The organism is Aquirufa aurantiipilula (assembly GCF_019923745.1).
Lineage (GTDB): Bacteria > Bacteroidota > Bacteroidia > Cytophagales > Spirosomataceae > Aquirufa > Aquirufa aurantiipilula.
This window is the reverse complement of the sequence record NZ_JAANOG010000005.1, coordinates 24,658-39,923: the sequence shown is the minus strand read 5'-3', so window position 1 is coordinate 39,923 and position 15,266 is coordinate 24,658. Positions and strand designations below refer to the sequence as shown.

Annotated in this window: 13 protein-coding genes; 4 read left to right on the top strand and 9 right to left on the bottom strand. The window is 39.1% G+C overall.

Translation table 11 applies throughout. From position 1 onward, the window contains the following. Genes G9H60_RS06965 through bshC form a run of 3 tightly spaced genes read right to left on the bottom strand, consistent with a single transcriptional unit; the run spans nucleotide 1 to nucleotide 3,403 of the window. Nucleotides 1–804, bottom strand: coding sequence for a serine O-acetyltransferase (locus G9H60_RS06965; RefSeq protein WP_223143337.1), 804 nt, complete (start codon nucleotides 802–804; stop codon nucleotides 1–3). Between the two features lie 18 nt (nucleotides 805–822). Beyond that, on the bottom strand, nucleotides 823–1,848 hold the full coding sequence (gene mnmH, locus G9H60_RS06960; RefSeq protein ID WP_223143336.1) for a tRNA 2-selenouridine(34) synthase MnmH: 1,026 nt from the start codon (nucleotides 1,846–1,848) through the stop codon (nucleotides 823–825). Further along, nucleotides 1,841–3,403, bottom strand: a complete 1,563-nt coding sequence (gene bshC, locus G9H60_RS06955; RefSeq protein WP_223143335.1) for a bacillithiol biosynthesis cysteine-adding enzyme BshC — start codon at nucleotides 3,401–3,403, stop codon at nucleotides 1,841–1,843. The genes mnmH and bshC overlap by 8 nt, the downstream gene beginning before the upstream one ends. A gap of 107 nt (nucleotides 3,404–3,510) precedes the next feature. Between bshC and G9H60_RS06950 the strand changes: the two genes are divergently transcribed. Next, complete coding sequence (locus tag G9H60_RS06950) at nucleotides 3,511–4,647, top strand: PorP/SprF family type IX secretion system membrane protein (protein WP_223143334.1); 1,137 nt, start codon at nucleotides 3,511–3,513, stop codon at nucleotides 4,645–4,647. Between the two features lie 2 nt (nucleotides 4,648–4,649). On the opposite strand, the gene G9H60_RS06945 is transcribed toward G9H60_RS06950, so the two are convergent. Further along, complete coding sequence (locus G9H60_RS06945) at nucleotides 4,650–5,114, bottom strand: NADH-quinone oxidoreductase subunit A (protein WP_223143333.1); 465 nt, start codon at nucleotides 5,112–5,114, stop codon at nucleotides 4,650–4,652. Then, nucleotides 5,114–5,731: a DedA family protein gene (locus tag G9H60_RS06940; RefSeq protein ID WP_223143332.1), complete on the bottom strand. Its 618-nt coding sequence runs from the start codon at nucleotides 5,729–5,731 to the stop codon at nucleotides 5,114–5,116. Before G9H60_RS06940 ends, G9H60_RS06945 begins: the two co-directional genes overlap by 1 nt. 114 nt (nucleotides 5,732–5,845) lie before the next feature. Between G9H60_RS06940 and G9H60_RS06935 the strand changes: the two genes are divergently transcribed. Genes G9H60_RS06935 through G9H60_RS06925 form a run of 3 tightly spaced genes read left to right on the top strand, consistent with a single transcriptional unit; the run spans nucleotide 5,846 to nucleotide 11,725 of the window. Then, nucleotides 5,846–6,229, top strand: a complete 384-nt coding sequence (locus G9H60_RS06935) for a hypothetical protein (RefSeq protein ID WP_223143331.1) — start codon at nucleotides 5,846–5,848, stop codon at nucleotides 6,227–6,229. Nucleotides 6,230–6,273: 44 nt separating this feature from the next. After that, the gene (locus G9H60_RS06930) at nucleotides 6,274–10,602 is read left to right on the top strand and encodes a CusA/CzcA family heavy metal efflux RND transporter (RefSeq protein ID WP_223143330.1); all 4,329 of its coding nucleotides are present in this window, start codon (nucleotides 6,274–6,276) and stop codon (nucleotides 10,600–10,602) included. Further along, entirely contained in the window at nucleotides 10,595–11,725 is a 1,131-nt protein-coding gene (locus G9H60_RS06925) for an efflux RND transporter periplasmic adaptor subunit (RefSeq protein WP_223143329.1), read from the top strand. Before G9H60_RS06930 ends, G9H60_RS06925 begins: the two co-directional genes overlap by 8 nt. On the opposite strand, the gene ispE is transcribed toward G9H60_RS06925, so the two are convergent. From ispE to G9H60_RS06905, 4 genes are read right to left on the bottom strand one after another with little or no spacing between them, the layout of a single operon-like run. Then, nucleotides 11,722–12,531, bottom strand: a complete 810-nt coding sequence (ispE, locus tag G9H60_RS06920) for a 4-(cytidine 5'-diphospho)-2-C-methyl-D-erythritol kinase (protein ID WP_223143328.1) — start codon at nucleotides 12,529–12,531, stop codon at nucleotides 11,722–11,724. The two genes, G9H60_RS06925 and ispE, sit on opposite strands and share 4 nt — an antisense overlap. Nucleotide 12,532: 1 nt before the next feature. After that, nucleotides 12,533–13,525, bottom strand: a complete 993-nt coding sequence (locus tag G9H60_RS06915; RefSeq protein WP_223143327.1) for a VWA domain-containing protein — start codon at nucleotides 13,523–13,525, stop codon at nucleotides 12,533–12,535. Continuing rightward, nucleotides 13,522–14,382 carry a hypothetical protein gene (locus G9H60_RS06910; RefSeq protein WP_223143326.1) on the bottom strand — a complete coding sequence of 287 codons (861 nt, stop codon included), beginning with the start codon at nucleotides 14,380–14,382 and terminating at the stop codon, nucleotides 13,522–13,524. The genes G9H60_RS06915 and G9H60_RS06910 overlap by 4 nt, the downstream gene beginning before the upstream one ends. After that, nucleotides 14,382–15,254 carry a DUF58 domain-containing protein gene (locus tag G9H60_RS06905; RefSeq protein ID WP_223143325.1) on the bottom strand — a complete coding sequence of 291 codons (873 nt, stop codon included), beginning with the start codon at nucleotides 15,252–15,254 and terminating at the stop codon, nucleotides 14,382–14,384. Before G9H60_RS06905 ends, G9H60_RS06910 begins: the two co-directional genes overlap by 1 nt. Nucleotides 15,255–15,266: the final 12 nt, after the last annotated feature.

The window sequence follows — 15,266 nt, the reverse complement described above, 5'->3', positions numbered from 1 at the left end:
TTAGTCTAAGATTACTTTTGTATTTTCTTGATGGTATATTTTGGTATTGGGGGCCACACTTCTAGTTAGCCAAACGTTTCCTCCGATAACTGAATTTCTTCCTACGGTTGTATCACCACCTAGGATTGTGGCACCAGAATAGATCACCACATCATCCTCTATGGTAGGATGTCTTTTGGTAGATGCCATGCTTTTGTCGACCGATAATGCCCCTAAAGTTACACCTTGGTAAATTTTCACGCGTTCCCCGATGATGCAAGTTTCTCCTATGACAATTCCTGTTCCATGGTCCATAAAAAAGTATTTGCCAATGCGTGCACCTGGGTGGATGTCAATACCCGTTTTAGAATGTGCATATTCGGTTAATATCCGAGGGATTAATGGAACGCCCAAGGCACAAAGTTCATGAGCCAAGCGATAAAAAGCCATGGCATAAAAGCCTGGATAGGTTCGAATTACCTCAAAATCTGTATTTGCTGCAGGGTCTCCATTGACCATAGCTTCTACATCCGTCAGTAAGGTATCATACACCTGAGGAATACGGGCCATATAGGCCTGGGTTAAGCTATGAGGGTCCGTTGGCAATTCGTTTTTCATCGAGTGTAACATGGATTCCAATCCATTTTCGATGCTTTCCCATACAGCGACCAATTCTTCCTTTTGAGAGAAATGCTTTCGCGTTTGCTCAGGAAAAAGGGTCAGAATAATCTTCGTAAATAGTTTTTTTATATCAGAAGTAGCAGGGAAATCACGAGTTTGCTCGTGTTTAGCTAGTATGGCATCTAAAAATTCGGAAGGTAACATGTGCTTCGGTTAAGTTTTTTAGGCGTTCATTAAATGTGGTAAAATAGCATCTACTTGTTTTTGGGTATCCAAGGAATGGACCTCTAATCGGTGGATTTTTTGAGAGTTCCTTTGTTCCAATCCATGTAAATATGCTTTATCATAATACTGTAAGGTTATAGCTGCTACTTCCTCAAATTCACCCAAATCTAAACAATCAAGGGCTTTTTGATAGTGTTGGCCACCTAATCGTTTCTTTATTTTTTCGATGGCTTCTGCTAACAACTCTTTAGGATATTGTGCATATACTTTGACCAAATAGGGTAAGCGATATTGGGCATCAATATCCAAAAATAATACGGGAGCATCCCGAAGTTGGTTATAAAATTCCAAATTCATGAATACCTTACCAATGTGTCTACTTTCATCTTCCACCCAAATGGTTTTTTGTAAATCCAATTGGCATAATTCATGAAAAAGCACATTTTCGAAATGTTCACTACTTGGCTGAGGGGCTAATCCCAAATGACCAAAAGCAGAACCTCGATGATGAGCGATGCCTTCTAAATCAATGACCTGAAAGCCTCGCTTTTTCATTTCTAATAATATTTCCGTCTTTCCACTGCCTGTCTTGCCTCCCAAAACTCGTAAAGGAATGGGATTTGCCAATGAGTTTAATACCAAATGCCGGTAGGCCTTATAACCTCCTATCAGTAATTTAACCTGCAATCCAGCTGTTTCCAGTAACCAGGCCATACTTCCACTGCGCATACCGCCACGCCAGCAATGAATCAATACAGGTTTTCCTTGAGAAAGTTTTTTAGCTGATTTTACCCAGGTAGCTAATTTGGGTCCAACGATCGATAGACCTAATTCAACAGCTTTATCTTTACCCTCTTTTTTATAACATGTTCCCACAGCCGCTCTTTCCTCATTATTGAACATAGGGAATGAAATGGCACCAGGTATATGGGCTCTTTCAAATTCTCCAGGAGAACGGACATCTAACATCACCCCTTCTGCAGAAGCGGAAATAAAATCCAAGGGGCTAAGTTTTTCAGGCATTGGGAGACTGTAAAGGAATCACGTAAAGTTCAAAATTTAATGGATCAAAACTGTCCAATAAGTCCTGAATTAAACGGGGCTTATCTAAGTAAAAATCTAATAGGTTATCGTATCTTTCTTGCCAATGACCCTGTGGGAAAAGACGTTCTTTCACTTGTTGGATTTGGCGAATGGCTGTTTCATGATTTCTTTCCTCTGCACGTTTTAACTTTTTTGCCATGCGTTCTAAACCATTGATCCATCGTTGTCTTTCGGCCAAAATACTGCCTTCTAGTGTAGGATCTACTTGTTTGGCTTTTAAAACCATTTGTTCTAAAATGGGAGTAACGTCTTCTATTTCTTGCTTAAAATCTAAGCTATTCACGGAATTTTCAAGCACATATTTTCGGACTAACGATGCTTCTGGAAGGAATAAATCACTGATTTGAATGCCTAATTTCTCCACTCTTTTTTGCTCTACAGAAGGTAGAAGTAAAGCAAAGTTTCTAGGTAAAACTATTGGATAAGGTATCTGATGATGGTCGAAAATTCCTTTTAATTGTAACCAATAAGCTACCTCAGCAGGCCCACCTAAATAAGCAAGATTGGGTAAAATACACTCTTGGTAAAGAGGGCGAAGCACCACATTTGGGCTAAATCTCTCCGGATGAAGTTGTAATTCGTTTTTTAGTTCTTCAAGGCTAAATCGAATGCCCTGATTCAATACTTGGTAATGATCTCCTTGTTTTTCAATGCGTTCTCTACTGCCATCCAATAAATAAAATAAATTGATTCCACGGGCATTGATCTGGGTTTTATATCCCAACTCATTTATATGTTGGTTTTGCTTTTCTACCAAAGTTTCATGCACCTGGTCTACTAAGTCAGCTTCCATCATAGGAAGGAAAAGTGATTTTAATCGGGCATCATCGGCATCCAAGCAGACCAATCCTTCGGCACCAAAAAGTTCATGCATGTAACATCGAACAGCTTCTGATAAGCTTGAACTTTGGGTATAGGCTTTTTGGAAAATGGGCAATGAGTATGGCAAAGAGCTAAGAAAATCACTTATTCCATTCAAGTTAAATCTACCCACAGCTCCTTGTTGTTCTGTTTGCCAGGTGTAAGTCTTTTGGTTTAAATTCACATGATTTATTTCATCCCAATCATGGTCCTCAGTTGCCATCCAATAAACGGGAATAAAGTGATATTCGGGGTATTCTGCTTTTAATTGTTTAGCCAAATTGATGGTAGAAACAATTTTATAGATGACATACAAAGGGCCAGTCATTAGGTTGAGCTGATGGCCTGTTGTCACAGTAAACGTATGATCATCGAGTAATTTTTCGATGGCCGGAGCGTTTTCAAGACTTTGATATTGATCTTGAAGCACTTCTACTAATACTTTTCTATGCTTAATCGAAAATGATTTTTTATCAGCTAATTGATTTTTAAAGCCGGTGATTTTCGGGCTATTTTGGTATAAGTTTTTTAATTTGGGTTCCTCGACTAGATAGTCCAACAGTAAAGAACTGAAAGCTTCAATTTGAGATAGCGGGTAGCTTTGGATAGGCATATGGTTGAGTAGAAAGGGCTGTTAATATATAAAAACCCAACTGTTTTCCAGAAAGTTCGAGCGAAATTAAATATATTTAACAGATTTTTGAGGTTCTAATTTTTCAAATGAGGTTTTTCGTCTTTCTTTTCTTATTACTAGTTGCGCATTTGGGCTTTGCCCAACAAACACCTCAAGTTACTCAATTCATGATGAATCGTTATCTGTACAATCCTGCTTTTGCTGGATTTGAGGATTTTACGGACATAAAAGTGGGCTATAGACAGCAATGGCTTGGTTTATCAGAGGGGATGAAAACCTTTTATGCCACAGCCAATTGGGCCATTGACAAATCCGATAGAACTTCTACTGGACCTACACCTTATATGTCCAAAACGATACGTAGATCATTTAATCCAACAAAACGTAGAAAGAAAGACTACCGTTGGGAATTTCACCAAGGCTTAGGTCTACAAGTTCAGGCGGATCAACTTGGCCCTATGTCGACTTTCTCAGTAGCCGGCTCTTATGCATACCATGTTTCTTTAGGAGGAGAAGATAAGTTGTCTGTTGGAGCTACAGCCGGTTATTATTCTAGAGGCTTGAACATGAATAACTTTGATGTTAAGGATGGAGGAGATCCTCTCATTTTATATTTGGATCCTCCGGCAGGAACGGCCATTACCTCAGCTCCAACTCCTTATGGCTCACTTACGGCTGGACAATTATTGGCCAATGTGGGAGTATTATATTACAACAGAGAATTTTTCTTAGGCTTATCTGCCAATCAATTAATATTTGAGAATTTCACTTATGAGCGCTCGGACCCTGCTGCTTTGGATACTTTGAGTAGAAGGTATTATTGGCCTAATAATTCGGATTTTGATAATGACAAAGTCATGACTAGGGCTTTATATTCCGGTACCATGAAGCCCAATTTATTTGCTATGTTGGGCTATCATATTAGAACATCGAAGTATTTCACCGTTTCACCTGCAGCTTTGGTGAAGTTTTACAAAGCAGGCACGATGTCCATTGAGGCGAATGTGAAAGCCGATTTTAATCAGCAGTTTTGGATGGGCTTTGGATATCGACATAAGGAATCTTATTCTGCCATGTTTGGAGTTCAGCTTCGGCATAATATGCACATGTCCTATTCCTATGATCTAAATGCGAATGGATTAGCCAATCAATCCATGGGTTCACATGAACTGGTCTTGGGGATCACGATTAACAATAAGATCGGCGTTCCTACGCCACATTAATCTTATTTCGAAACGTATTTATCACGAATTTTTTGGTAAGCTTGATCCGGAATCGGGCTGTCGTTTGGAAGGCTAGGCGCTATGGGTTTTTCCCAATTTAAATAGCCCTTCACCCACGCTAATGCAAGGCCTAAGGCTAAAATACCAATGAAAATGAACATTTCAACCAAGGCATAGCTAGACCATACTGGACTTGCTTTTTCTAAGTCTGGATGATGAAAAACAGAAGCCCAAGGGAAAAGGAAAATGAGTTCTATTTCAAACAAAACAAACATCAAAGCAATTAAATAAAATCGAGGATTAAAGCGAATATTCGCATTTCCCATGGGTGCTTCTCCCGACTCATATGTGCTTAGTTTTTCTACATTAGGACGATTAGGCCTAATCCATTTGGCAAGGGTTAAAATGAAGGCAAGGAATAGAATCCCTGCTATCAAAAAGGCCGCTACGTATGCAAATGCTTCCATTATTGCCGCATTTTTAAATAACCTTTAATAACAGTAAAGGTAGTTATGCCCAAGAAAAACAAAATAATGTAATGGACGTAATTAATAATCCAAGGGAAATGCTGGCCAAGGTAATACCCCGAAGTAACCAAAATGCCTACCCACAAGCCACCTCCCACGATATTCAATAATAAATAACTATACCAAGGCATTCTACTAATACCGGCCAAGATGGGGGTGAAAGTTCTAACCACAGGTAAAAATCGACTGATAACTAAGGCCATAAAGCCATATTTATCAAAAAATTCTCTTGTTGAATCCAGGTGTTTTTTCTTGAAAAAGAGACTATCAGGTCTGTTTTCGAGGGATTTCCCGAAGAAACGTCCCGACAAATAACCGACGAGAGAACCTATAACTGCGGCTAAGAATATACTAGCCAATAATCCTGATAAAGGTTCTTTTAGGACACCTGTGCCCCCAAAAACTCCTGTTAAAAAAAGCAAATAATCCCCTGGAAGAAAAAATGCAAAGAATAGCCCGTTTTCAGCAAAAACAATCAACGTGATTACAAGTAAGCCAGAGCGAATGATGGTTTCAGAATCAGTTAACTGATGCCATAAAATATTTATTTCATCCATAATAGGGGCTATACTCGCTTATTAATCGTTGGTTTTTAGGCTTTTGTCTCAAAAAAATGTACATTGAGAGTATAAATATCCATTAAAATTTCCATTTTTTCCTACATTTGAGCTATGAAAACTTGGCTAGCCTCCATCCTTTTTGTGATTATCTTTTCGGGATCCTGGATTCCGAAGGTGGGAATGGAACAAAGTTTTAAGGCAAATGAATTGCTAAAACACTTCCAAGATCATAAACGTCAGGCACCTGCAGGATTCAGTTTTATGGATTTCCTTTGGATGCATTATGCTGCAGATTCTAAGCATGCAAAAACGACGAAGCATCCTAGTTTACCAAGTTTTGATTTTAGTGGTGTCAGTGGTTATGTACTTCCATCCATTTATTTAGTATTTATCGTACCTCTTCTTTTTGTGTTACCTCGTCGCCAGTTAATCAATTGGCAAAATCTATATCGTTTTTCATTAGCGAGAGTGCTAATCGCACCTCCTCGGTTCTAGGGATTTGACATTCATTTCCTTACGTTCACCTTTTCCATTGAAAAATGATTAATTCGATAATATATTTTAGTATTCGAAATAAACTCATTGTTGGTTTATTCGTCTTAGGTCTAGTGGCATGGGGAGGCTATTCTCTCACCCGTTTGCCCATTGATGCATTGCCTGACATTACCTCCAATCAGGTACAAGTCATTACACAATCTCCCGCTTTAGCTGCGTCTGAAGTTGAGAAATTTGTCACCTATCCCTTAGAGATTTCGTTGAGAACCATCCCTAATGTGAAGGATATTCGTTCCATTTCCCGCATGGGCTTATCCATCATTACTGTTGTCTTTGAAGATGAGGTAGCTATGGAAGTAGCCCGACAGCAGGTTTCGGAAAAACTAAAAGCAGCTGAGCCATATTTGTTACGAGGCGCTGGTATTCCTGAAATGGCTCCCATTACCACAGGTCTTGGCGAGTTTTATCAATATACCTTGGACGTTGATCCTGAATTCAAAGATCAATATTCATTAGCGGATTTACGTACCTACCAAGATTGGATTGTCAAGCGTCAATTGCTCGGCATTAAAGGGGTGGTTGAAGTCAGTTCTTTTGGGGGCTATGTCAAACAGTATGAAGTAGCCGTTAATCCGGAGCGTATTCGTGCCATGAACATCAGTATCGATGAGCTTTTTACCGCTTTGGAAAATAACAACTCCAATTCAGGAGGTAGTTATTTAGAAAAAGGAACCGATGCTTATTTCATCCGTTCCGAGGGGATGATTCAGTCCTTGTCGGATATTGAAAATACGGTAGTCAAACAGCGCGGATCAGGAGGATTGCCTGTTTTTGTCAAGGACGTAGCCAAAGTTCAATTTGGGAAAGCGGTTCGTTATGGTGCTATGACCAAAAATGGCAATGGAGAAGCGGTAGGTGCTGTGATGCTTTTGTTAAAGGGTGCTAATGCCAATACCGTAGTGAAGGATGTGAAAGACCGAATGGAATTGATTCAAAAAACACTTCCACAAGGAATTCACATCAATGCCTATTTAGATCGAAGTATATTAATTGGAAAAGCTATTAACACGGTTGAGAAAAACTTAATCGAAGGAGGTTTAATTGTTGTCTTTATTCTAGTACTGCTTTTAGGAAATTGGCGGGCAGGTTTAATAGTAGCCTCCATGATTCCTCTCTGTTTGCTATTTGCCTTTGCCATGATGAATATCTTTGGTGTTTCTGCTAATCTAATGTCATTAGGGGCCATCGATTTTGGTTTGATCGTGGATGGGGCAGTCATTATTGTGGAATCCATCATTCATCGACTTCATTCCAGGAGGAAAGGAGAGGTGCTGAGTCAACATGAAATGGATGAGGAGGTCAATATCTCAGCCCAAGCCATTTTTAAATCGGCTGCTTTTGGAGTAATCATCATTCTGATTGTGTATTTACCGATTATGGCCTTAGGGGGGATTGAAGGTAAAATGTTTAGACCAATGGCCCAAACAGTATCCTTTGCCATTTTTGGAGCACTATTGCTTTCCTTAACCTATGTCCCTATGATGTCTTCCTTATTTTTAAGTAAGAAAGTTAGTCATAAGGTCACTTGGGCTGATAGGATTATGAACTTCATGTATGGCAAATACAGCCCTATGGTCAATTGGGCACTTAGAAATCGCAAGAAAGTGATTGTGGCATCGCTTATTCTACTAACAGGGAGTATCGGATTGTTTACCACCTTGGGAGGGGAATTTATTCCTGAGCTTAATGAGGGCGATTTTGCGGTAGAAACCATTTTGCCAACGAATGCTTCTCTTTCACAGAGTATAGCTGTCAACAATAATGCTCAAGCTTTATTACTCAAAAAATTCCCGGATGAAATCAAGCAAGTGGTGTCTCGAATTGGAGCATCAGAAATTCCAACCGACCCTATGGGAATTAATGCTTGCGATTTAATCATTATTTTAAATGAGCCAAGTGTTTGGAAAAAAGCCGAAACCATGGAAGAATTGGAAGAAAAGATGGATCGTGAGTTGGATGCTTTCCCCGAAGTCAACTTTGAATTTACACAGCCAATTCAAATGCGTTTTAATGAGCTAATTGCCGGTGTTAAATCTGATGTGGCCATTAAAATATTCGGTGAAGATCTACAAATTTTGTTTGAGAAGGCAACCGAGGCTGCTCGGTATATTCGGAAAATCGAAGGGGTAGGAGATATCAAAGTACAACAGATTGATGGAGTACCTCAATTAGTCGTTCATTACAATCGGTCTAAAATGGCACAGTATGGTTTGCGTATTCAAGATGTGAATCGTCGTGTGAAAATGACATTTGCGGGAGAAACAGCAGGTTTAGTAATGGAAGGAGAGAAACGCTATGATCTTGTGGTTCGTATGGATTCAGCCCATCGAGCTGATATTCAAAACTTGAAGGAGCTATATTTAGATTTACCCAATGGTTCACAAATTCCTTTGGAGGAAGTAGCCACAGTAGATTATCAAAATGCACCAGTTGAAATCTCCAGGGATAATACCAATAGAAGAATTACCATTGGTATCAATGTCCGGAATCGTGACGTACAAAGTGTGGTGACAGATATTGAAAAGGTAATGAAGAACAAAATCACTTTGCCAGCAGGTTATTATGTCAAGTATGGTGGAACCTTTGAAAATCTTCAAGCCGCAAAATCCAGGTTGTCATTAGTAGTTCCTTTAGCATTAGCACTGATTTTTGCTCTCCTGTTTTTTACTTTCAATTCGATGTTGGAAGCGGCCATCATTTATTTAGCTATTCCGCTTTCTGCTATTGGAGGGATTTGGGCACTCTACATAAGGGGAATGCCTTTTTCAGTTTCCGCAGGTATCGGTTTTATTGCTTTGTTTGGAGTGGCAGTGTTAAACGGGATTGTACTTTTATCCTTTTTTAAGCAATTAGCAACAGAAGGGTATTCGGTAGCTGAGCGACTAAAAAAAGGTTTGGAATTGCGTTTCCGTCCAGTTATCATGACTGCCTCGGTGGCTTCTTTGGGTTTCTTACCCATGGCATTGAGTCATTCTCCTGGTGCCGAGGTGCAGCGTCCATTAGCCACTGTGGTTATTGGGGGATTGATAACCGCTACTTTTCTAACTTTAGTGGTTATTCCTGTGGTTTATTCTTTAGTTATGACACGAAAAGAAAATAAGTTGAAGTCGCAGCCCATGATTGTATTGGTGATTTTAGCGGGCTTAATGTTGAGTTTTTCAAGTTTGGGTCAAGGTTTTAAACCAGTTTTAAACTTGTCGAACTGCATGCAAGAAGCATTACAGCACAATGCTTTATTGAATACCGGAAATCTGGAAATTCAAAGTGCGGAGGCATTGATTAATTCTGGTAAAGATTTGCCCAAAGGAAGTATCGACTTTCAATATGGTAAAACGCAGACCTATTTTAGTCAGGATTACACAGTCATTGCCTCCCAGAGTATTCCATGGCCTACCTTATTAAGAGCCCAGGTGAAAGCGTTGACATCTCAAAAAATGTTGGCAGAAAAAAGGCAAAAGATTACCCAAAATCTGGTGTTATCTAGTGTCAAATGGTATTATTATCAATTGCTTATTCAGAAAAAGCATGTGGAGTATTTACATCAACAAGATAGTATCTATTCCCAGATGTTGAAAGCAGCAAGTGTTCGATTTAAGCAGGGAGAAACGAATCGATTGGAGGTGGTCGCAGCTGAAGCTCGTTTAAGAGAATTTCAACAGAAGCAGCTATCCTTGCAGGCAGATATTCAAGCGAATTATCAAAATTTGGCCTATTGGATGAATAGAAAAGAGCCTTTTGAGATTCAAAAAGCCAATACTTTGACCATGCAAATTCCACCCATATCAACAGATTTGGCTAAGAATCCTACCTTACAGTTATTGGATGAACAAGTGGTTCATGCTAAGCTTCAAACAGAGGTGGAAAGGAATAAATTGAAACCAGATATTCGTGTTGGCGCTACTACCCAAAGTATTGAAAATTATGGGGGTCAAAATTTCGTGCAAGCAGGATTAGCTTTACCCATTTTTGCCAAAGGCCAAAAGGCACGTATTTCAGCGGCTCAGAAGCAAGAACAAGTGTTTGCTAGTCAAAAAGATCAGGTTTACAGTCAAATAAGTACGGATTTGCAAAATGCACAAATATCCTTGGGGAAGTTTGGGAATTCATTGAAGTACTATCAGCAAACTGCCTTACCACAAGCAGAATGGCTGGTCCAAACGGCATTGAAAAGTTATCAGCAAGGGGAAATTGAGTATGTAGAAATGCTCCAAAATACCCAACAAGCCTGGCAGATTAGAGAACAATATTTACAAGAAGTTTTGGCATATAATCAAAACATCATTCAAATTGAAACCATTTTAGGAAATGAATAAGCGCATCATATATCAATGTATTACCCTATTTTTCATCGGCAGCATGTTTGCTTGTGGAACGAAAGAAACGGAGACCGCAGTAACTGAAACGGCTGTTTCAAATATTAAGTTAAGTGCTGAGCAAAAGCAAAATGCAGGGATTGTATTAGGAGAATTGGAAGAAAAAGAAATGGCATCGGAAGTATCTTGCACCGGTTTGGTGGATGTGCCTCCCATTTCATCGGCATCTATTTCGCTACCTATGGCTGGATATGTTAAATCCACATTTGAATTATTACCAGGAAAGCAAGTGCGAAAAGGTCAGATCTTGGCTACGATCACGAGTTTGGATTATATTCAAATGCAACAAGAATATATTCAGGCATTGAGTCAACAAACCTATTTGACTTCTGAGAAATCCCGCCAGCAGGTGTTGAATTCGGAAGAAGTGGGGTCTAAAAAGAAATTACAAATGGCGGAGGCTGATTATTCAAATGTGCAGGCCCAGGTGAAATCTTTAGGCTTGAAATTGGAAATTTTAGGATGTGATTTAAAATCTCTTGCTAAAGGAAATATCTCCTCCTATTTGGAATTGAAGGCTCCAATAGATGGATATATTGTGGATGTATTTTTATCGATTGGTAAATATGTTCAACCTACGGATGAATTAGTTAAAATGGTAGGAATTGCTCATAAGCATGTGGAATTGAAAGTGTTTGAGAGGGATTTGGGTAGTCTGCAACTGGGCCAAACGATACAGTTTGAGGCAGAAGGAATGCAGGGAAGAGGGAAAGTGTTTCTAATTGGTAAGCAAGTGGATTTAGCTACAAGAACCACTTCCGTTCATGGTCATTTCAACAACGAATCTGATGAGCTACGATTTACGGTAGGTCAGTTTATCAATGCAAAGATTTTAGTGGGGAATCAAAAAATGAAAACGATACCTCAGGCTGGTTTAGCCCGAGTGGGTAAAGGAGGATTTATTTATGTAGAAAATCCTCAAGGACTGATGGAACAGGTTCCGGTAAAAGTGATTAGTTCCAATGAAGCCTTTGTAGGAGTTGAGCCTTTAAAATCGTTACCAGCAGGTAAAGTAGTTATTAGTGGGGCCTCTGCTTTAGAAGCCATATTTGCTAAGGATTAAGAAATTAGGCCTTGAAAAAAGGTGAAGTCGGCCCAGCGTTCTGCTAGGTCGACTTCTTTTTTAAATATACCAAAGATGGTGGATCCAGAGCCACTCATGGCTGCATAAATGGCACCTTGGTCATATAATTCTTGCTTGATTTGATTCAGAATAGGGTATTTAGGGAATAAACTGAGTTCAAAATCATTGGAAATCTGATCTTTCCAATGTTCTATCGGCTCCTGAATGGATTGGGTCAAATTGTAAGTGGCTGTTTGCGGCTTAACTTGAGAATAGGCTTCCTGAGTAGAAATACCAAAATTAGGATAAATAAGCACCACATGATATCCTTGAAGAGAACAAGCTATCGGGCTTAATTCATCTCCTTTTCCCTTGCCCATTTGGGCCTGTTGAAATAGGAAAAAAGCACAATCGCTTCCTAATTGCTGAGCGTAAGGGACTAGTTGTTCTTTTGTAAGAGGTAAATCAAATAAATCTCGTAAACCCATAAGAGTAAAGGCTGCATCAGCAGATCCTCCACCTAAACCTGCTCCCATGGGTATAATTTTGTGTAAATGTAGGTGTACAGGTGGAACGTGAAAATCCTTTGCTAAGGCATAGTAGGCTCTTAGGCATAAATTATTTTCTATTTTCCCAGAAATGGGTAAACCTGAAGAGGAGAATTCAACTTTTGGGTTTGGTGTGATTTCAAGTATATCTGTCCAGGGTACATGAAAGAAACAGGTTTCCAATTCATGAAAACCATCAGGTCTTTTGGCCACAATGTGAAGGCCTATATTGATTTTGGCATTGGGGAAAAGGACCATATTAATCTTCTAAAATATTACTGATCGGACTGAGTTTTAGGAAAAGCCCCAAAAAGAAAAGAATGAAGGCAAAATCAAAGAAAAATTTACTTTGATCTTGGTGTTCTTCCCAATAAATTTCTTTCACTTTGCTTGACTCCATTTGATTGATTTCGTCAAAAATGGCATTTAAGCTTTTTTGGTCAGTGGCTCGGTAAAATTTCCCTTTACTTTTCTCTGCGATAACACGCAATGTGCTTTCATCTACGGGATCAAGGGAAGGTTTTAGGCTACCTACGGCAATGGTATATACTTTGATACCAAAGGTTTTGGCTAGTTCAGTGGAAGTTAATGGATCAAGATTTCCAGCGGTATTGTTTCCATCGCTGATTAAAATACTGATTTTTTTAGGGTTAGGGGAGTCGCGTACTTGGTTGATGCACATGCCTAGGGCGTCGCCTAGAGCGGTCCCTTCCTCTTTAATGAGTTTGGAATCTAGTCCTAATAAGGCCTGTTGCAAATAAATAGAATCGTTGGTGATGGGACTTGCTAAATATGGAGCACCAGCAAAGGCAACTACAGCGATGAAATCATTTTTTCTTTGTTTGACAAAAGAAGTGGCTACTTGTTTGGCAATGACTAATCTAGAAGGACTAACATCACGATTTAACATGGAGGAAGAAATATCAATGGCTAGCGCCATGTCAATTCCATCGGGCTGAATTTTTCTTTTAGGGTTGATTTTATAGGGTCCAGCTAGTGCTACAATGATGCTTGTGAGGAGCATGATTTGAACAATATCGGGGATAAAACTGATGAAACGGATTAATCGATTTTGAATTAAGGGTTTGGTAAAGGATAGGGTGATTCTGGCTTGATTTTTTCTATTTAACAAATAACGGATTAGGAATATGATTAAAGGAAGGGGTAGAAGAAACAGAAAAACCTCATGTTCCCAATGGTAGGAAAAAAGGGAAACAAATTGCTGCCAAGAAAAGTATAACTGGTATTTCATGACTTTTTGATTTCCTGAGAAATGATTATTCTTTCTTCTTGATAAATGGAATTAGCTATTTCCACTAGCATGTTGACTGATTCCGTAGTTTTGCCAGAAAAGTTTCCACCATAAATGGCTGAATCTAATTCATGCAGGGCTTTGGCTAATTTTTTATTGGCTAAAGTATCCACCATTTCTTTAGTAGTAAAGGTGGTAAATGGTTTGGAGGTAAGGCTTTCGATGTATTTTTTCCAAAGCGAAAAGGCTCGTTCTAAATTTTGTAAACCTATTTGATTATTCTCGATGTTTCGCGTAAATCTTTGAAATGTTCGACGGAAGTCAGCATTTTTCCTCCATAACACATAGAGTTTAAACCACTTTTTTAAGCTAGTGCCTAAGAACCAATAGATTAATCCTGTTAAGATAAGCAGGCCTAGTCCCCAAATCACCACATTTTTCAGGTCGGTTTTTGGCTGTAAAGGAGCAATTGGGACATGTTGATAAAGGGAATCTACATTGATTTTTTCAGGATGAGGGATTAATCGTTTTAAAAATATATGGTCTTTAGCAGGGAAGATTTTGGTACAATCAGCCTCCTGCATTAGGTAAACTGGTATGGCTAAACTATGTTGATTTTCAATTCGAAAAAGTTGGAAGGTGTAAACTGCCGAATCAATACTGCCCGTGGCATCCGTCTTGGTTGGGAAATAGGTCCTTTCTACGGCCTGAAATGCACCAAAATTTTGATTTACGGAGGGAAAGAATATTTCTTGATTTTTACCATGCCGAACCGAAAGGCCATAGTGAATCTGCTGTCCGATTTTGACAGAGTCCTCCAAGAATTGGCCTTTGATTTGAATGGGTTTTTGTTGCATTATTTTCTAACGGTAAACAATTTTACTAGGGTTGGTACAAAATCCTCTCCTGCCCGAATACTGATGTAATCAGCTTGCCATTGTTTACATAATTTTTTGAGCTCTTCGGCCTTTTGGGTCCCTTGCTCTTTTTGTAGGTTTTTGAAAAATTTAGAACTGGTATTCACCCAGGTGGTTCTTTTTCTTTCCGGGTCAAAAATGGGTATTATGCCCAAAGAAGGAAGTTTTATTTCTTGCTTATCCAATACTTGAATCACTACTAAGTCGTGCATTTGAGACATAGCACGCAATAAGTCATAGTAATTCTCATCGATAAAATCAGAAAGCACAAAAATTAGACTTCGGCGTTTTAATACTTGTAAAGTAAAGCCTAAGGCTGCCTTTAAGTCAGTTCCTGAACTTTCGGGATCCATTTTAAAAAGCTCTGTAATAACTCGGTAAGCATGTTTTTTGCCAATGGCTGGGGGCATGAATTTCTCGTTTTTGTCGGAAAACCCACAAAAACCCAAATGACTAGCTTCCTGCATGGCTGAGAATGAAAGTACTCCAGCTACCTCTTTTAGCGTCTTGAGTTTGGATTGAGAATTTCTGCCTACTTGTTGGGATGCACTTACATCCAACAGAAAAAAAACGGTTTGTTCTTTTTCTTCTTTGAATAACTTGACAAAAGTACCATGGCCTTTGGCGGTGGTGTTCCAGTCGATATGACGTACATCATCGCCATAATGGTATTGACGTAGATCACTAAATTCCAATCCAGACCCTTTGAAAATGGACGAAAAATTCCCGTGCATTTGGGTATTTATCGCTTTTCTGATGCGAATTTCCAATTGAACAACATGGGAAAGAAAGGAATGAATGTCCGAATCCATGGAATGAATGAG